The 17,316-nt window shown below is 76.4% G+C and carries 16 protein-coding genes; 4 read left to right on the top strand and 12 right to left on the bottom strand.

The window, feature by feature from the left end:
- Positions 1 to 8: 8 nt before the first annotated feature.
- The 4 genes from ACI78S_RS16490 to ACI78S_RS16475 form a co-directional block, all read right to left on the bottom strand.
- Complete coding sequence (locus ACI78S_RS16490) at positions 9 to 641, bottom strand: PH domain-containing protein (protein WP_456975224.1); 633 nt, start codon at positions 639 to 641, stop codon at positions 9 to 11.
- A complete protein-coding gene (locus ACI78S_RS16485) occupies positions 638 to 1,102 on the bottom strand; it encodes a MarR family winged helix-turn-helix transcriptional regulator (protein WP_456975222.1) in 465 nt (154 codons plus the stop codon). The genes ACI78S_RS16490 and ACI78S_RS16485 overlap by 4 nt, the downstream gene beginning before the upstream one ends.
- A 154-nt stretch (positions 1,103 to 1,256) precedes the next feature.
- Positions 1,257 to 2,525, bottom strand: a complete 1,269-nt coding sequence (locus ACI78S_RS16480) for an MFS transporter (protein ID WP_456975220.1) — start codon at positions 2,523 to 2,525, stop codon at positions 1,257 to 1,259.
- Positions 2,526 to 2,571: 46 nt separating this feature from the next.
- Complete coding sequence (locus ACI78S_RS16475) at positions 2,572 to 3,717, bottom strand: acyl-CoA dehydrogenase family protein (RefSeq protein ID WP_456975218.1); 1,146 nt, start codon at positions 3,715 to 3,717, stop codon at positions 2,572 to 2,574.
- A gap of 150 nt (positions 3,718 to 3,867) precedes the next feature.
- Between ACI78S_RS16475 and ACI78S_RS16470 the strand changes: the two genes are divergently transcribed.
- On the top strand, positions 3,868 to 8,454 hold the full coding sequence (locus ACI78S_RS16470; protein WP_456975216.1) for an ATP-dependent helicase: 4,587 nt from the start codon (positions 3,868 to 3,870) through the stop codon (positions 8,452 to 8,454).
- A gap of 116 nt (positions 8,455 to 8,570) precedes the next feature.
- A complete protein-coding gene (locus ACI78S_RS16465) occupies positions 8,571 to 9,416 on the top strand; it encodes a cold-shock protein (protein WP_456975214.1) in 846 nt (281 codons plus the stop codon).
- Positions 9,417 to 9,465: 49 nt separating this feature from the next.
- Here ACI78S_RS16465 and ACI78S_RS16460 read toward each other — a convergent pair whose 3' ends face one another.
- Positions 9,466 to 10,053: an antibiotic biosynthesis monooxygenase gene (locus tag ACI78S_RS16460; RefSeq protein ID WP_456975212.1), complete on the bottom strand. Its 588-nt coding sequence runs from the start codon at positions 10,051 to 10,053 to the stop codon at positions 9,466 to 9,468.
- Between the two features lie 100 nt (positions 10,054 to 10,153).
- Between ACI78S_RS16460 and ACI78S_RS16455 the strand changes: the two genes are divergently transcribed.
- Positions 10,154 to 11,005, top strand: coding sequence for a DNA-formamidopyrimidine glycosylase family protein (locus ACI78S_RS16455; RefSeq protein ID WP_456975210.1), 852 nt, complete (start codon positions 10,154 to 10,156; stop codon positions 11,003 to 11,005).
- Here ACI78S_RS16455 and ACI78S_RS16450 read toward each other — a convergent pair.
- The gene (locus tag ACI78S_RS16450; protein ID WP_456975208.1) at positions 11,002 to 11,508 is read right to left on the bottom strand and encodes a cupin domain-containing protein; all 507 of its coding nucleotides are present in this window, start codon (positions 11,506 to 11,508) and stop codon (positions 11,002 to 11,004) included. The two genes, ACI78S_RS16455 and ACI78S_RS16450, sit on opposite strands and share 4 nt — an antisense overlap.
- Before the next feature lie 10 nt (positions 11,509 to 11,518).
- Positions 11,519 to 12,361, bottom strand: a complete 843-nt coding sequence (locus ACI78S_RS16445) for a PspA/IM30 family protein (protein ID WP_456975206.1) — start codon at positions 12,359 to 12,361, stop codon at positions 11,519 to 11,521.
- A 131-nt stretch (positions 12,362 to 12,492) separates the two neighbouring features.
- On the opposite strand from ACI78S_RS16445, the gene ACI78S_RS16440 reads away from it, so the two are divergent.
- A complete protein-coding gene (locus ACI78S_RS16440; RefSeq protein WP_456975204.1) occupies positions 12,493 to 13,512 on the top strand; it encodes a carbohydrate kinase family protein in 1,020 nt (339 codons plus the stop codon).
- An 81-nt stretch (positions 13,513 to 13,593) separates the two neighbouring features.
- Here ACI78S_RS16440 and ACI78S_RS16435 read toward each other — a convergent pair whose 3' ends face one another.
- From ACI78S_RS16435 to ACI78S_RS16415, 5 genes are all read right to left on the bottom strand, one after another.
- The gene (locus ACI78S_RS16435) at positions 13,594 to 14,145 is read right to left on the bottom strand and encodes a TetR family transcriptional regulator (RefSeq protein ID WP_456975202.1); all 552 of its coding nucleotides are present in this window, start codon (positions 14,143 to 14,145) and stop codon (positions 13,594 to 13,596) included.
- 8 nt (positions 14,146 to 14,153) lie between these two features.
- Positions 14,154 to 14,567, bottom strand: a complete 414-nt coding sequence (locus ACI78S_RS16430; protein ID WP_456975200.1) for a helix-turn-helix domain-containing protein — start codon at positions 14,565 to 14,567, stop codon at positions 14,154 to 14,156.
- 109 nt (positions 14,568 to 14,676) lie between these two features.
- Entirely contained in the window at positions 14,677 to 15,174 is a 498-nt protein-coding gene (locus tag ACI78S_RS16425; RefSeq protein WP_456975198.1) for a CinA family protein, read from the bottom strand.
- A gap of 13 nt (positions 15,175 to 15,187) precedes the next feature.
- Positions 15,188 to 15,853: a CDP-diacylglycerol--glycerol-3-phosphate 3-phosphatidyltransferase gene (pgsA, locus tag ACI78S_RS16420; RefSeq protein ID WP_456975196.1), complete on the bottom strand. Its 666-nt coding sequence runs from the start codon at positions 15,851 to 15,853 to the stop codon at positions 15,188 to 15,190.
- Between the two features lie 5 nt (positions 15,854 to 15,858).
- Positions 15,859 to 17,274 (bottom strand): MiaB/RimO family radical SAM methylthiotransferase, encoded by a 1,416-nt coding sequence (locus ACI78S_RS16415; RefSeq protein WP_456975194.1) that lies wholly within the window; start codon positions 17,272 to 17,274, stop codon positions 15,859 to 15,861.
- Between the last annotated feature and the right edge of the window lie 42 nt (positions 17,275 to 17,316).

Raw genomic sequence — 17,316 nt, 5'->3', positions numbered from 1 at the left:
CCCGCGCGTCAGGACGCCGCCCGCGCGGACAGCTCCGCCCGCAGCCGGGCGGCCAGGGCCTTGGGGTCGTCGGCGTACAGGCGCACGACCGCGACCGGCCGGCCCTCGGTCCGGCGGACCGGGAGCACCAGCGGCTCGCGCAGCTCGACGTCGACGTTGGTCTGGCTGCCCACGCCGACCGACAGCACCCGGTCCGCGCCCTCCCCCGCGACCTGCACGTTGCGCATGCCCTCCAGGGAGCGCATGCGCTGGCGCACCGCCGCGACGTCCTCCCACCGCAGGAGCACGTCGAGGGTCGTGCCGTTGCGCACGCGCAGCCCGTCGTCCTCCACCACGTGCGGGTGGACCTTGAGGCTCGCCAGCATCCCCACCATCCAGAGCAACCCGTAGACGCCGACGACGTCGGCGGCCAGCCGGACGGCCTCCCAGGGCAGCAGCAGGTGGAGCACCGGGACCTCGATCGCCGAGACGGCGATGAACGCCCAGATCACCGGGGTGACCACGCCCGCGTAGGAGAACGCCGTCCCGCCGCCGACCACCGGCCGGCGCGCGATCCAGCGGAGCAGGCTGCGCCACATCCCGATCTCGTAGACCAGCGCGGTCCGCGCCAGGCGGCCGACGGCCGCGAGCCGGCCGCTCACCGCTCGGCCTGCGCGTCGAGGGAGACGCCGTGCTCGCGCAGCCGGGCCAGCACGTGGTCGAGGCCGTCGGCGAAGGCGCGGAAGCGGTCGGCGGGCAGGTCGGCGAAGAGGATGCGCGCGAACTCGGCGTGCTCCCGCTCGAGCCGGGCGGCCGTCGCCGCGCCGTGGGGGGTGAACGAGACCAGCGTCGCCCGCCGGTCGGTGGGGTGCGGCCCGCGCGTGACGAACCCGCTCTCCACCAGGCCGTCCACCAGGCCGGTGACGTTGCGGGGGCTCACCCGCAGGGCCTCGGCCAGCGCCCGCTGCGGCAGGGGGCCGCGGTGCTGCAGCTCCCAGAGCACGTGCGCGCGGGCCGGCGTCAGCCCGTCGCGGGCCAGCCCCTCGCGGGAGTCCACCTCGAGGACGGCGACGAGTTCGAGGATCCGGTCGAGCACCGCCGTCGCCGTCGCGTCGTCCGTCATGCGGAAGTCCCTTCATCGTGAAGTCACTTCACGATACCAGCGGCGCTACGCTGGCGGCCATGGGGCTCAGCACGGGCTCGGGTTTCTGGGATGCGGTCCTCCAGGTCGGGATCGCGCTGTGCCTCGTCGTGACGATCGTGCTGCTGATCCGCAACTACCGGGACCGCTGAGCCGTCCACGCGTTCCAGACCCACACGACGGCCAGCGGGACGAGCAGCGCGGCCGAGACGGTGGCCACCAGCCCGAAGCCGCCGACGGCGAGCAGCGGCCCGCCGACCGCGCCGGCGACCGCGGCGCCCAGACCCATGAGCAGGTCGGTCGCGCCCTGGGCGGTGGGCCGCAGCCCGACCGCGACCGCCTCGGTGACCAGCGTGGAGCCGGCGATGAGACCGCACGACCAGCCGAGGCCCAGCAGGAACAACCCCGCCCCCAGCTGCAGCGCCGCCCCGGGCGCGGCCGTGCCGGCCAGCACGGCCGCCAGCAGGAGCAGGAGGCCGCCGAGGGCGACCGTCGTCGTCCGGCCGGCCCGGTCGGCGAGCAGCCCGACGAGCGGGGAGAACAGGTACATCCCGGCCACGTGCACGCTGATCACCAGGCCGATGACCCGCAGCGTCGCCCCCTCGTCCCCGCCCGCGTGCCCCATGTGGACCGGGGTCATGACCATTACGCCCACCATCACCGAGTGGGCGACGACGACCGCGGCGAGGCCGAGCCGCCCGCCCGGCTGCGCCCACACCGCGCGCAGCGCCGCGGCGGTCGCGCCGCGCGGCCGGTCCACCGGGGCGCCCGAACCGCCGAGGCGGCGGGCCAGCAGCAGCGGGTCGGGCCGCAGCAGCGCGAGCAGCCCGGCGGCCACGACGGCGAAGACGGCGATCGAGACGACGAAGGCGCCCCCGAGCGCCGGCAGGCCCAGCGCCCGGCCCAGGCCGTCGCCGGGACCGGCGAGGTTGGGGCCGAGCACCGACCCGACCGTCGTCGCCCAGACGACGAGGGAGAGGTCGCGGCCGCGCCGCTCCGCCGCCGCCAGGTCGGCCGCCGCGTAGCGGGCCTGCAGCCCGCACGCCGTGGCGGCGCCGAAGGCGAACAACCCGACCAGGAGCAGGGCCAGCGACGACAGCGCCGCCGCCACCACGGTCAGCACCGCGCCGAGGACCGCGACGCCGTACCCGGCCGCCAGCCCCGCCCGCCGGCCGGACCGGTCGGACAGGCGGGCCAGGGGCACCGCGATCACCGCCGCGCCGAGCACACCCGCCGTCTGCCCCAGGCCGGCCGCGCTGTCGGTGCCGGCGACGTCGCGGGCGAGCAGCCCGCCGACGGTGATGCCGACGGTCACGCCGAGACCGGCCAGCGCCACCGCGCCGGACAGCACCCCGACGGTGCGCCGCTGGACGCGGATGGTGTCGGTGGCCGGCAGGGTCGTCACGGCCCGTGAGTCTGGCAGAGGCCACCGACCGGGTCAGGGCATCTCGCTACAAGCCCAACGAGCGCCCGATGATCTCCTTCATGATCTCGTTGGTGCCGCCGTAGATGGACTGCACCCGCGCGTCCCGCCAGGCCTTGGAGACCGGGTACTCGTCCATGTAGCCGTAGCCGCCGTGCAGCTGCAGGCACCGGTCGGCGACCTTGTTCTGCAGCTCCGTCGTCCACCACTTGGCCATGGCGGCGTCGACGGCGGTGAGGTCGCCGCTGTTGAGCTGGCGGACGCACTCGTCGACGAACGTGCGGGCGATCGTGGCCTCGGTGTGCAGCTCGGCCAGCACGAAGCGGGTGTTCTGGAACGAGCCCACGGGCCTGCCGAACGCCGTCCGGCCGGTGACGTACTCGCGGGTCTGCGCCAGCACCGTCTCGGCCGAGGCAACCGCGCCGACCGCGATCGACAGCCGTTCCTGCGGCAGGTTCTCCATCAGGTGGTAGAAGCCGCGGTTCTCGGTGCCGAGCAGGTTCTCGGCCGGCACCCGGACGTCGTCGAAGAACAGCTCGGCGGTGTCCTGCGCCTTGAGCCCCACCTTCTCGAGGTTGCGGCCGCGGGTGAACCCGGGCATGCCCCGCTCCACGACGAGCAGGCTGGTGCCCTTGGCGGCCGGCGCGTCGACGTCGGTGCGCGCGACCACGATGACCAGGTCGGCGTTGATGCCGTTGGTGATGAACGTCTTCGCGCCGTTGAGCACCCACCCGTCGCCGTCCCTGCGGGCGCTCGTGGTGATGCCCTGCAGGTCGCTGCCGGTGCCCGGCTCGGTCATCGCGATCGCGGTGATCAGCTCGCCGCTGCAGAACCCCGGCAGCCAGCGCTGCTTCTGCTCCTCGGTGGCGAGGTCGCGCAGGTAGGGGGCGACGACGTCGTTGTGGAGCCCGAAGCCGACGCCGCTCGCGCCGATCCGCGTCATCTCCTCGTCGAGGACGGCGTTGTAGCGGAAGTCGCGCACGCCCCCGCCGCCGTACCGCTCCTCGATGTCCGTGCCGAGCAGGCCCTGCTGCCCGCCGGAGAGCCACACCTCGCGCGGCACGATGCCCGCCTTCTCCCACTCGGCGTGGAACGGGGCGACGTTCTTCTCGGCCCAGGCGCGGACCATGTCGCGGAACTCGTCGTGCTCGGTCTCGTACAGGGCGTGGCGCATGCCAGGCAGTGTGCCCGACGTCACCCGGGGGCGGCCGGGACCGTCGCCGGGCCGCCCGTGCACAGCGGCACCACGGCGCTCGGGGCGGTGCGCCCGCCGGCGGCCCGAGCAGCCCGGCGAACTGTCGTCCCCGCGTGGAGACTTGTCGCCGTGTCGACTCTCGACCGGTTCTCCGAGGCCACGCGGGCCTGGTTCACCGGTGCGTTCGAGGCGCCGACCGCCGCCCAGGAGGGCGCGTGGTCGGCGATCAGCAGCGGCGAGCACGCGCTCGTCGTCGCCCCCACCGGGTCCGGCAAGACGCTGGCGGCGTTCCTGTGGTCGCTGGACCGGCTGGCCAGCACGCCGCCGCCCGCCGACGAGCAGGCCCGCTGCCGGGTCCTCTACGTCTCACCGCTCAAGGCGCTCGCCGTCGACGTCGAGCGCAACCTGCGCGCGCCGCTGACCGGCATCGGCCAGGCGGCGCTGCGGCTGGGGCAGCCGCGGCCGGAGATCTCCGTCGCGATCCGCTCCGGGGACACGCCCGCCGACGAGCGCCGCGCCTTCGCCCGGCGCCCCTCCGACATCCTCATCACCACGCCGGAGTCGCTGTTCCTGCTGCTCACCAGCTCCGCCCGCGAGGCGCTGCGCGGCGTGGAGACGGTGATCGTCGACGAGGTGCACGCGGTCGCCGACACCAAGCGCGGCGCGCACCTGGCCGTCACGCTCGACCGGCTCGACGAGCTGCTCGAGCGGCCGGCCCAGCGGATCGGGCTGTCGGCCACCGTGCGGCCGATCGAGGAGGTCGCCACCTTCCTCGCCGGCGGCCGGCCGGTGCAGGTGGTCGCCCCGCAGGCGCGCAAGGAGTGGGACCTCTCGGTCGTCGTCCCGGTCGAGGACATGGGCGAGCTCGGCCAGCCGACCGGCGAGTTCTCCGGGTCCGCCGCCGGCGCCGAGCCGCGCTCGTCGATCTGGCCGGCGGTCGAGGAGCGGGTGCTCGACCTCGTGCAGGCCCACCGCAGCACCATCGTCTTCGCCAACTCCCGCCGGCTGGCCGAACGGCTGACCAGCCGGCTCAACGAGCTCGCCTACGAGCGGGCGACCGGCGAGCCGGTGCCGCCGGGCACCAACGCGGCCGCCCTCATGGCGCAGGCCGGGTCCGGCGGCGGGCTGCCCGAGGCGTTCCAGCCGGTCGCCGCCGCGCACCACGGCTCGGTCTCCCGCGAGCAGCGGGCGATCGTGGAAGAGGCCCTCAAGACCGGCCGGCTGCCCGCTGTCGTCGCCACCTCCAGCCTCGAGCTCGGCATCGACATGGGCTCCGTCGACCTCGTCGTCCAGGTGGAGGCCCCGCCCACGGTCGCCTCCGGACTGCAGCGCGTGGGCCGCGCCGGGCACCAGGTCGGCGCGGTCAGCCGCGGCGTGCTCTTCCCGAAGTACCGGGGCGACCTCGTGCAGTGCGCGCTGGTCGCCGAGCGGATGAAGGCCGGCGCGATCGAGTCCATCCGCTACCTGCGCAACCCGCTCGACGTCCTGGCCCAGCAGGTCGTCGCGATCGTCTCCGAGCGTCCGCGCACGGTCGACGAGGTGGGCGCGCTGGTGCGCCGGTCGGCGCCGTTCACCTCGCTGCCGGAGTCGGCGCTGCACGCCGTCCTCGACATGCTAGCCGGCCGCTACCCCTCCGACGCCTTCGCCGAGCTGCGCCCCCGGCTCACCTGGGACCGCGTCACCGACACGCTCACCGCGCGGGCCGGCGCCCAGCGGCTGGCGGTCACCAGCGGCGGCACCATCCCCGACCGCGGGCTGTTCGGCGTCTTCCTCGTCGCCGGCGCGGGCGAGACCGGCGGGCGGCGGGTCGGCGAGCTCGACGAGGAGATGGTCTACGAGTCGCGGGTCGGCGACGTCTTCCTGCTCGGGTCGTCGTCGTGGCGGATCGAGGAGATCACGCACGACCGCGTGCTGGTCAGCCCCGCCCCCGGCCAGCCGGGGAAGATGCCGTTTTGGCACGGCGACGCGCCCGGCCGTCCGCTGGAGCTGGGCCGGGCGCTGGGCGCCTTCCTCCGCGAGGTCGGCTCGGCCACCCCGGAGGCGGGGCTCGAGCGGGCCCGGGCCGCCGGCCTCGACGAGTGGGGCGCGGCCAACCTGGTCACCTACCTCGCCGAGCAGAAGGCCGCGACCGGCCACCTGCCCGACGACCGCACGCTGCTGGTCGAGCGGTTCCGCGACGAGCTCGGCGACTGGCGCCTGGTCGTCCACTCCCCCTTCGGCGCGCAGGTCAACGCCCCGTGGGCGCTGGTGCTCGCCGCCCGGCTGCGGGAGCGCTACGGCGTCGACGTCGCCTCCATGCACTCCGACGACGGCATCGTGCTGCGGCTGCCCGACACCACCGGCGAGCCGCCCGACGCCGAGCTCGCCGTCCTCGACCCCGACGACGTCGAGCGCGAGGTCACCGCCGAGGTCGGCAACTCCGCGCTGTTCGCCAGCCGCTTCCGCGAGTGCGCGGCCCGCGCGCTGCTGCTGCCGCGCCGCGACCCCCGCAAGCGCACCCCGCTGTGGCAGCAGCGGCAGCGCGCCGCGCAGCTGCTCGGGGTCGCCGCCGACTTCCCGTCCTTCCCGATCACCCTCGAGGCCGCGCGCGAGGTCCTGCAGGACGTCTACGACGTGCCCGGCCTGGTCGAGCTGATGCGCGACGTCCGCTCCCGCCGGGTCCGGGTCGCCGACGTGCAGACCCAGAGCGCCTCGCCGTTCGCGCAGTCGCTGCTGTTCGGCTACGTCGGGCAGTTCCTCTACGAGGGCGACGCACCGCTGGCCGAGCGCCGGGCGCAGGCGCTGGCGCTCGACACCGGCCTGCTCGCCGAGCTGCTCGGCCGCTCCGAGCTGCGCGAGCTGCTCGACGCCGAGGCGATGGCAGAGATCGAGCGCGAGCTCCAGCGGCTGCCCGCCGACCGGCACCCCCGCGACCTCGACGGCGCGGCCGACCTGCTGCGGTTCGTCGGCGACCTCACCGCCGCCGAGGCGATGGCCCGCGGCGTGCCCCCCGCCTGGCTCGAGGAGCTCGTCGCGTCGCGGCGGGCGCTCGAGGTGCGCATCGCCGGGCACGAGCGGTTCGTCGCCATCGAGGACGCCGGCCGGCTGCGCGACGCCCTCGGCACGGCGCTGCCGGTCGGCGTCCCCGAGGTGTTCACCGAGCCGGTGGCCGACCCGCTCGGCGACGTCATCGGCCGCTACGCCCGCACCCACGGGCCGTTCCAGCCGGCCGAGGTCGCCGCCCGCCTCGGGTTGGGCGTGGCCGTGGTGACCGCCACCCTGCAGCGCCTGGTCGGCACCGGCCGGCTGGTCACCGGCGAGTTCCGCCCCGGCGGCGTCGGGCAGGAGTGGTGCGACGCCGACGTGCTGCGGTCGGTCCGCCGCCGCAGCCTGGCCAAGCTGCGCCAGGAGGTCGAGCCCGTGCCGATCGGCACGCTGGCGCGGTTCACGCCGTCCTGGCAGTCGGTGGGCAGCCGGCTGCGCGGGGCCGACGGCGTGCTGGCCGTCGTCGAGCAGCTGGCCGGGGCGCTGGTGCCGGCGTCGGCGCTGGAGGCGCTGGTGCTGCCCACCCGGGTGCGCGACTACTCCCCCGCGATGCTCGACGAGCTGACCAGTGCCGGTGAGGTGCTGTGGGCCGGCGCCGGGGGGCTGCCCGGCGGCGACGGCTGGATCAGCCTGGTGCCCGCCGACCTCGCCGACGTGCTCCTGCCCGAGCCGCTGGAGAGCCCCGAGCCCGAGTCGGTCGGCGCCGCGGTGCTCGAGCAGCTGGCCGGTGGTCAGGCGCTGTTCTTCCGCGGCCTGTCCGACCTCGTCGGCGCCACCGACGACACCGCCCTGGCCGACGTCGTCTGGGACCTCGTGTGGTCGGGCCACCTGACCAACGACACGCTGGCGCCGCTGCGCACGCGGCTGGCCGGGGGCGGCACGCACAAGCGCGCGGCGGCGCCGCAGCCGCGGCTGACGCGGTCCCGCTACGGGCGGCCGCGGCTGGGCCGGCCGGCGATGCCCTCGCGCACCGGCCCCCCGACGGTGGCCGGCCGCTGGTCCCGGCTGCCCGACCGCGAGGCCAACCCGACCAGGCGCACCACCGCGCGCGCCGAGGCGCTGCTCGAGCGGCACGGCGTCCTCACCCGCGGCGCCGTGCAGGCCGAGCAGGTGAGCGGCGGCTTCTCGGCGGTCTACCCGGTGCTGCGGGCCTTCGAGGAGAACGGCCGAGCCCGCCGCGGGTACTTCGTCGAGACCCTGGGCGCGGCGCAGTTCGGCACCGCCGGCGCGGTCGACCGGCTGCGGAGCTTCGCCGCCCCCGACCGCGTGCCGGCCGGCGCGGTCGTGCTCGCGGCCACCGACCCGGCCAACGTCTACGGCGCGGCGTTGCCCTGGCCGGAGCGCGCTCCCGGCGACGCCGAGGAGGCCGTCGGCATCGGCGAGGGCACCGAGCGGCGGTCGAGCGGGCACCGGGCCGGGCGCAAGGCCGGCGCGCTGGTGGTCCTGGTCGACGGTGAGCTCGTCCTCTACGTCGAGCGCGGCGGCAAGACGCTGCTGTCGTGGACCGAGGACGAGCAGGTGCTCAAGGAGGCGGCCACGGCCCTGTCGGGGGCGGTGGCGGCCGGGGCGCTGGGCCGCATGGTGGTGCAGAAGGCCGACGGCGCCTCGGTGCACGAGTCCACCCCGCTGTCGGCGGCCCTGCAGGCGGCCGGGTTCGCCGCGACACCGCGGGGTCTGCGGCTGCGCGGCTGACCCGGCGACGGCGCGGGGGTCCCGCGCCTGGGACGCTGGTGGGGAGAACGAGGTCCACCAGCACGGTGGACCGTCCGGAGGACGCGGGCGGGTGCCCGCGGGAAGACGAGCAGCAGATGGCAGTCGGCACGGTGCGGTGGTTCAACCCGGAGAAGGGGTTCGGGTTCATCGAGCCCGAGAGCGGCGGGGACGACGTCTTCGTCCACTTCTCGGCCATCGCGGACACCGGGGGTTTCCGCACCCTCGACGAGGGCCAGCGGGTCGAGTACACGGCTGCGCCCGGTCCCCGGGGTCCGCAGGCGGAAGAGGTCCGGCCGCTGGGCGACGCCCGCGGCGGACGGGGCCGGGACGACCGGCGGGAGCCGCGCGGGGGACGCGACACCGGCCGCGACACCGGCCGCGACACCGGCCGTGACGCCGGGCGCGGGTCCGGCGGGCGCGGGCCGGTGCTCACCGGCACCGTGGCGCGCTTCGACGGTGACAAGGGCTTCGGGTTCATCGTCCCCGACGACGTGTTCGTGCACGTCTCCGCGGTGCGCGGCCGCGGCGAGGAGCCCGAGGAGGGCGACCGCGTCGAGTTCGAGCTGGTCGAGGGCCCGCGCGGGCTGCAGGCCGACTCCGTGCGCTTCCTCGCGCCGTCCCGCCGCGACCTGCGGCCGCCGGCCGGCCGCGACCGGGACCGCGGCGACCGCGGCGAGCGCCGCGACGACCGCGACCGGGGCAGCCGCGGGAGCCGGCGCCCGGCCGGCGGCGCGGCCCAGGGGACGGTGCAGTGGTTCAACCCCGACAAGGGCTTCGGGTTCATCTCCCCCGACGACGGCGGGGACGACGTCTTCGTGCACTTCTCCGAGATCGAGGACTCCGGCGGCTACCGCGAGCTCACCGAGGGCCAGCGGGTGGAGTTCACCCGCACCAGCGGCGACCGCGGCACCAGCGCGACCGGCGTGCGCCCGCTCGACTGAGCGGCGAGCGGCGCCGTCGGGACGGACGGCGCCGGCGTGCGCCGTCGGGTCAGTCGCGACGCGGGTGCAGCCAGCGGCGGAACACCCGGGTCAGCAGCGGCATGACCACGTAGCCCAGCAGCACCACCACCACGACCGCCGACAGCAGCAGCCGGGCCTCGAGCGGCCAGCTCGTCAGGTGGGGGAAGACGAACAGCTGCAGCGGCGAGGTGATCGCGAAGACGGCGACGATGGTGAGCAGCGTCGACCGCCAGCGCGGACCGGGCGTCGCGGGCCGGGTGAAGAAGCTCTCCAGGCCGGCGACGCGGGCGTAGCGCACCTCGTCGACCATGGCGTCGAGGCGCTCGAGGGCCGCGCGGCGCTCGGGCGAGCGCTCCCAGCCGGCCAGCGACTCGCCGTCGGCGAAGCGGTAGACCAGGTGGTACTCCCGGCTGCCCGGGCCGGGGTGGAGCAGCGAGGTGCCGAGGTTGCCGGGGAAGCGGGCGGCCAGGGCGAGGACGTCCTCCGCCCAGCGCTCGAACTCGGCGCGGTGCTCGGGGCGGACGACCCGGGCCACGGTCACCGTCACCGGCTCGGCCGCGGGCTCCGCCGCCGTCCCACCGCCCAGCAGGGTGCGCAGTCGCGTCGCTCCGTCCACGTCGCACACCAGCGCGCCGGCGGGTTCCCGTCATCCCCGCTGTCGGCGGTCTCACACGGCCCGGGAGCAGGGACGACGGAGGACGGGGAGACTGGGCGCCGTGCCCGAGGGAGACACCGTCTGGCTGGCGGCCAAGCGCATGCAGCAGGCGCTGGCCGGCGCCACGCTGCGCCGCGGGGAGTTCCGGGTGCCGCAGCTGGCCGCCGTCGACCTCGCCGGGGTCGGCGTGCGCGAGGTGGTGCCGCGCGGCAAGCACCTGCTCATCCGCCTCGACGACCACCGCACCCTGCGCACCCACTTCCGCATGGACGGCAGCTGGCACCTCTACCGGCCGGGGGCGAAGTGGCGCGGCGGTCCGGCGTACGACATCCGGGCGGTGCTGGCGACCGACGACTGGGAGGCCGTCGGCTACCGGCTGCACGACATGGCGCTCGTGCCCACCGCCGACGAGGACCAGCTGGTGGGCCACCTGGGCCCCGACGTGCTGGGGCCGGACTGGGACCTGGACGAGGCGCTGCGCCGGCTGCGCGCCCACCCCGACGAGCAGATCGGCGTCGCCCTGCTGGACCAGCGCAACCTCGCCGGGATCGGCAACCTCTACAAGGTCGAGTCGCTGTTCCTGTGCGGCGTCCACCCGTGGGCCCGGGTCGCCGACGTGGGCAACCTGCGGGAGCTGGTGGAGCGGGCCCGCACGCTGATGCTCGCCAACCGCGAGCACCCCGAGCAGAGCACCACCGGCATCCTCCGCCGCGGCGAGGACCACTGGGTCGCCGGTCGCAAGGGCCGGCCGTGCCGCCGCTGCCGCACGCCCATCCTGCTCGGCGAGCAGGGCCCGGACACCCAGGAGCGGGTCACCTGGTGGTGCCCCCGCTGCCAGGCGGCCCGCTCCCCCGTCGACCCGCGGGCCCGCACCGGCGAGCCGGGCCGGCCGCCGCCGCTGACGGTGCGCTAGCCGCCGTCGACCCAGAAGGTGTCGTGGCGGAGGTAGAACTCCGTCCAGTCGTCGGCGGTCATCGCGTCGCGGCGGACCTCGTCGGCGAGCGTCTCGAAGTAGTCCTCCCGCGGCGCGCCGGGGGTGAACAGCAGCAGCATCGACGCCGGCTCGCCCGACTCGTTGCGGAAGCCGTGCACGCCGCCCTCGGGCACGAAGAGGAAGTCGCCGGCGCCGGCGTCGACCCAGCCCCGGCCGTCGTGCAGCCGCACGGTTCCGGAGAGCACGTAGAAGGACTCGGTGATGCTGCGGTGGAAGTGCGGCGCGGGGCCGCTCGGGCGCGGCCCCATGTCCCACCGGTAGAGCCCGAACGCGCCGCGCGTGCCGGCCCCGGTGGCGAGGTAGGAGGCCCCGCCACCGGAGCCGTGCGTCAGCTCCGGCGGGGTGCCGGCCCGCCGCAGGACGGCGCTGACCTCCCCGCCGTCCCCGGAGTGGACGTCGGGCGGGTAGGCGGGGCCGGACACCCGGGCCGGCTCAGGCGGTCGGTTCCTGGCGCTGCGCCGGCTCGGCCACCGGCGCGTCGGCCGGCTGCTCGACGGGCGTCGTGCCCTGCTCGATCGCCGGCGCGGCCGCACCGCTCTCGACCGCGGCGGGACCGCCGCCCATGGAGGCGCGGATCTGGTCCAGCCGCGACGCGCCGGCGACGTCGAGGGTGGCCTTCTGCACCTCCAGCATGCGGCCCTCGACCGAGGTCTGCGCCAGCTCGGCCTGCCCGAGGGCGTTGGCGTAGCGGGCCTCGATCTTGTCTCGGACCTCCTGCAGGCTCGGGGTGTTGCCCGGCGCGGAGAGCTCGTTGACCTGCCGCAGCGAGTCGGCGACGTGCTCCTGCATCTTCGCCTGCTCGAGCTGGCTCATCAGCTTGGTGCGCTCGGCCAGCGTCGTCTGCAGCCGCATGCGGCTCTGCTCGACCGCGCCGCGCGCCTGCTCGGCGGCCTGCAGCGCCTCGTCGTGGCTGCGCTTGAGGTCCTCCATCGCCTGCTCGGCGGCCACCAGCTGCGTGGCGAACGCCTGCGCGGCGTTCTCGTACTCGGCGGCCTTGGCGGCGTCGCCCTTGGCGCGGGTCTGGTCGGCGAGGACCAGCGCCTGGCGGGCGGAGGCCTGCAGCTTCTCCACCTCCCCCAGCTGGCGGTTGAGCCGCATCTCCAGCTGCCGCTGGTTGCCCAGGACGGCGGCGGCCTGGTTGGCCAGCGCCTGGTGCCGCTGCTGCTCCTGCTCGATCGCCTGGGCGATCTGGATCTTGGGGTCGGCCTTCTCGTCGATCTTGGCGTTCGCCGAGGCCGTGAGGTACTTCCAGAACTTCACGAACGGGTTGGGCATTCGTTCCTCCTGTCCGGCGCGAGGTCCGGCCGGACCGCGAGCATCTGTCGTCCGCAACATCGTCGCAGGTGTTGCGCTACCGCGGGCAACTGCTCGGCTCGCCGCAGGGTTCCCGCGGCTAGGGTCGCAGGGTGCCTGCAGGGAACCCGGTGCTGAGCGTGCTCGGCGAGTTCGTCGTCGACCTGATCCCCGACCCGTCGGGGGACGCCGGCCCGGAGGGGACGGCGCCGCGCTACGTCGCCCGCCCCGGCGGGAACGCGCTCAACGTCGCCGTCGCCGCCGGCCGCCTGGGCGCGCCGGTGCGGCTGCTCGCGCGGCTGGGCACCGGCCCGCTCGCCCCGGCGCTGCGCCGGCACGCCGAGCTGTCGGGCGTGGCGCTCGACGGCCTGGTCGCGGCCGTCGAGCCGGTGAGCCTCGCCGTCGTCGGCCTGGGCCCGGACGGCTCCCCCGACTACGGCTTCCACGTGCTGGGCGCGGCCGACTGGCAGTGGACCGACGCCGAGCTCGCCGCCGTGTACGGCGACCCGCCGGGCATCGTGCACGTGGGCTCGATCTCCAGCTGGACGCCGCCGGGCAGCGACGCGATCGCGCGGCTGGTGGAGCGGCTGGACGACGACGGCGCCACGCTGGTGAGCGTCGACCCCAACATCCGCCCGATGCTGGCCGACGGGCCGGTGGGGGCGAGCCTGGGCAACGGCGCCGCGGCGGTGCGGCAGAGGCTGGACCGGCTCGTGGCCCGCGCCGACGTGGTGAAGGTCAGCGCCGAGGACCTGGCGTGGCTGGAGCCGGGCACCACCGACCTCGACGAGGCCGCCGTCCGCTGGGCGCATCGGGGGCCGGGGCTGGTGCTGCTCACCGACGGCGGCGCGCCGCTGCGGGTGGCCCGCCCGGGCCGGCCGGTGCGGCACCGCACGCCGCCCGCCGTGGCGGTCGCCGACACCGTGGGCGCCGGGGACTCGCTGGCGGCCGGGCTGCTGAGCGAGCTGCTGACCGCCGGGGTGACCACCCGCGGCGCGCTGGACGCCCTCGACGACGACCGGCTGACCGCGATCCTCGACGACGCCCTGCTGGTCGCGGCGCTGAACTGCACGCGGGTGGGGGCCGACCCGCCCACCCGCGCCGAGCTCGACGCGGCGAAGGCGGCCCGCTGACCATCGGCTCGGATCAGCCGACCTGATCCCGGGAGGTCCTCCCCCACGCCGCACCGCGAGGGAGGAACCCTCACGACCAGCTCAGCTGATCGTGGCCGCGGACGGGCCGAGGGCCGCGGCGAGGCGGGCGGCGGCGCGGTGCCGCAGCCCCGACCGGCCGGGCTGCAGGACGACCCCCAGCAGCCACCGGGCGGCCAGCTCGGCGGCCTCGTCGTCCACCCCGAGCGCGGCGGCCAGCCGGCCGGTGACGCCGGCCCAGCGCTCCGGGTCGGCGCCGAGGACGGCGGCCAGCACGTCGGGCTCGTTCTCGGCCAGCCGCCTCAGCACCGGGTGGCCGGCGGCCTCGTCGGACAGCGCGGCCAGCGCGTCGGCGAGCGGCAGGCCGGCGGCCAGCGCGGTGACCCGGTCCAGCTCGGCCGCGAGCAGGGCGCGGGCCACCTCGTCCTTGGTGCGGAAGTGGTTGTAGAGCGTCGCCTTGGCGACGCCCGCCGCGGCCGCGATGGCCTGCATGCTGGTGCGCCGGGGCCCGGCGGCCGCGAACGCCCGGGCGGCACCGTCGAGCAGGCCCCGCCGCGTGCGCTGCAGGGCCTGCTCGGCCCGGGTGCGGGCTCCGCCGGGGGCGCGAGCGGGCAACGGCCGCGTCAGGCGGCGAGCGAGACCGCCCCGCGGCGGGCCGCGGCCCGGCTCGGCTGGCCCGCGCCGACGAGCGCCAGCGCCGGCTCGGCGGCGGGGACCGGGGCGGGCTGCGCCGTCGCGGCCGGGGCGGCGGTCTCCGCCGCGGGCTCGGCGGAGGGCGCGAGCGGGCGGACCGTGGCGGTGCCGGAGTCGTGGCGCAGCGAGGTGCTGACCTCGACGAGCAGGTCGGCGAGCTCGACGTCGAGGGCGTCGCAGATCGAGGCGAGCAGCTCCGAGGAGGCCTCCTTCTGCCCCCGCTCGACCTCGGAGAGGTAGCCCAGGCTCACCCGGGCCTTGCCGGAGACGTCGCGCAGCGTGCGGCGCTGGCGCAGCCGGTGGCCCCGCAGGGTGTTCCCGAGCTGGGTGCGCAGCAGCGTCATGGCCGTCTCCTGTCCTGCCTGTGGGAAGCGGCGGCGCCCCGGGGAGGCGCCGTGCGCTCACGGTACGCGGCGCCACCCCCGGGATCCCACCCGACCGGGCCGCGTCCGCTCACGGCGTAACGCCGTGGTCAGGCGCGTCGTTCCCGAGCCGCGCCAGCAGCCCGTCGAGCGCGGCGGCGACCGCCGCCTCGCGCACCGCCTGCCGGTCGCCGGGCAGGTCGAGCGCGACGACGTCCGTGCGGTGGCCGTCGGCGAGGCCGAGGTAGACCCGCCCGGGGCCGTGCCCGTCGACGGGGTCCGGCCCCGCCACGCCGGTCAGGCCGACGCCCCAGGTGGACCCGCACCGCGCGCGGATGCCCTCGGCGAGCGCGGCTGCGGTCTCCGGGCTGACCGGCCCGTGCGCCGCCAGCAGGTCCTCGGGGACGTCGGCGAGGGCGGCCTTGAGGTCGGTCGCGTAGACGACCGCGCCGCCGCGCAGGGTGGCGCTGGCGCCGGGGACGGTGGCCAGCGTGGCGCAGAACAACCCCGCGGTGAGCGACTCCGCGGCGGCGACCGTGTCACCCCGCGCGAGCAGGGCCCGGTGCAGCCGGGCGGCCGGCTCGGTCACGCGGCCGGCCCCTTCACGCGGCGCTGTCGGTCACCGGGCCGGAGGTCCCCTTCGCCGCGCGGCGTTCGGCGGCGGCCGCCAGGGCGCGGGCGCTGGTGCGGCGCAGGGTCAGCGCCCGGTACACGTAGTCGAGCCCGGTGACCACGGTGAGCAGGAGCGCGATGCCCATCACCCACCAGCGGGCGCTGGCGAGCACGCCGGTCAGCGGCAGGATGTACAGCCCGATCGCCAGGGCCTGCAGAACGGTCTTGGCCTTGCCGCCGCGGCTTGCGGCGATGACCCCGTGCCGGATCACCCAGAACCGCAGGAGCGTGACGCCCACCTCGCGGACGAGGATGACCAGGGTCACCCACCAGGGCAGGAGGGCGAGGACGGAGAGCCCGATGAGCGCGGTGCCGGTGAGCGCCTTGTCGGCGATCGGGTCGGCCAGCTTGCCGAACTCGGTCACCTGGCCGCGGCGCCGGGCGATCAGCCCGTCGTAGCGGTCGGTGATGATCGCCAGCGCGAAGAACAGCGTGGCCCAGTAGCGCCCGGCGGTGGAGTCGCCGTGGTCGGACAGCAGCAGGACGGCGAACACCGGGACGACGGCCAGCCGCAGGACGGTGAGCGCGTTCGGCAGGTTGACCAGCCGTGCCGTTTGCGGCGGGGTGGCCGCGGGGTCCGGGGCGACGGCGCTCATGCCGGTCACCGTACGGCCGCGGAGCGGGCCGGGACGAGAGCGGCCGCGGCGAGGTCGACGCCGTCGCTGCCGGTCACCTCGGCGGCGACGACCTCTCCGGGCCCCGCGCCGGCGGGCACCCCGGTGACCGTCGTCGTGCCGTCGCTGTCGGGGTCCTGGTGGGCGGCCGACCCGACCCACTCCCCGCCCCCGAGGTCCTCGAGCAGCAGGACGTCGACCCGCTCCCCGATGCGCTCCTCGGCGCGCTGCGCGGTCAGCTCCTCGACCAGGTCGGTGATCCGCCGGACCCGGTCGTCGATCTCCGCCTGGTCGAGCTTGCCGGGCAGGCGCACCGCCTCGGTGCCCTCCTCGTCGGAGTAGCCGAAGACACCGACCGCGTCGAGGCGGCCCTCGGTGAGGAAGCGCTCCAGCTCGGCGACGTCGTCCTCGGTCTCCCCGGGGAAGCCGAGGATGACGTTGGTGCGGAAGCCGGCCGTGGGCGCGAGGGAGCGGGCGCGCTCGACGAGCGCGAGGAAGTCGTCGGTGCCGCCGAAGCGCCGCATGCGGCGCAGCAGGGACGCCGAGGAGTGCTGGAACGACAGGTCGAAGTACGGGGCGACCCCGTCGGTGCCGGCGATCACCTCGAGCAGCCCCGGCCGGAGCTCCGCCGGCTGCAGGTAGGCGACCCGCACCCGGGCGATGCCGTCGACGTCGGCCAGCCGCGGCAGCAGCTCCTCCAGGAGGCGCAGGTCGCCCAGGTCCTTGCCGTAGGAGGTGGAGTTCTCGCTGACCAGCACCAGCTCGGTCACGCCCTGGCCGGCCAGCCACCGGGCCTCGCCGAGCACCTCGGCCGGCGGCCGCGAGACGAAGGCGCCGCGGAAGGTGGGGATGGCGCAGAAGGCGCACCGGCGGTCGCAGCCCGACGCCAGCTTCAGCGCGGCGGAGGGGCCGCCGGCCAGCCGCCGGCGGCGCAGCCAGTCGTGCCCGGGGATCGCGGCGACCTCGGCCGCGCGGGTCCGCTCCACCGGGCTGATCGGCAGCAGGGTGCGCCGGTCGCGCGGGGTGTGCGGCACCAGCGGCCGCCCGGCGAGGACGTCGTCGAGGCGGTCGCCGATCTGCCCGTAGTCGTCGAAGCCGAGCACGGTGGCCTCCGGCAGGGCGCCGGCGAGCTCGCTGCCGTAGCGCTCGGCCATGCAGCCCACGGCGACCACCCGCGCGCCGCCGTCGCCGGCGGAGAGCAGGGCGTCGACGGAGTCCTTCTTGGCGCTGTCGATGAAGCCGCAGGTGTTGACCAAGACGGCGTCGGCGGTGCCGGCGTCGTCCACCAGCTCGTAGCCGTCGGCGGCGAGCCGGCCGGCGAGCTCCTCGGAGTCGACCTCGTTGCGGGCGCACCCGAGGGTGACCACCGCCACGGTGCGGGCATGGCGGGGCTGCGGTGTCACCGATCCATCGTAAGCGCCGCGCGCCACCTCGCCCCGGCTCGC

This window comes from Geodermatophilus sp. SYSU D00815 (genome assembly GCF_054050035.1).
The sequence above is the reverse complement of the archived record's forward strand: the minus strand, read 5'-3'. Positions and strand labels throughout refer to the sequence as shown.

What these genes read in the sequence shown, in the direction of transcription:
- ACI78S_RS16445 (WP_456975206.1), bottom strand. Translation starts at nt 12,361, where the DNA reads ATGCCCAACCCGTTCGTGAAGTTCTGGAAGTACCTCACGGCCTCGGCG.
- ACI78S_RS16465 (WP_456975214.1), top strand. Translation starts at nt 8,571, where the DNA reads ATGGCAGTCGGCACGGTGCGGTGGTTCAACCCGGAGAAGGGGTTCGGG.
- pgsA (WP_456975196.1), bottom strand. Translation starts at nt 15,853, where the DNA reads ATGAGCGCCGTCGCCCCGGACCCCGCGGCCACCCCGCCGCAAACGGCA.
- ACI78S_RS16485 (WP_456975222.1), bottom strand. Translation starts at nt 1,102, where the DNA reads ATGACGGACGACGCGACGGCGACGGCGGTGCTCGACCGGATCCTCGAA.
- ACI78S_RS16475 (WP_456975218.1), bottom strand. Translation starts at nt 3,717, where the DNA reads ATGCGCCACGCCCTGTACGAGACCGAGCACGACGAGTTCCGCGACATG.
- ACI78S_RS16430 (WP_456975200.1), bottom strand. Translation starts at nt 14,567, where the DNA reads ATGACGCTGCTGCGCACCCAGCTCGGGAACACCCTGCGGGGCCACCGG.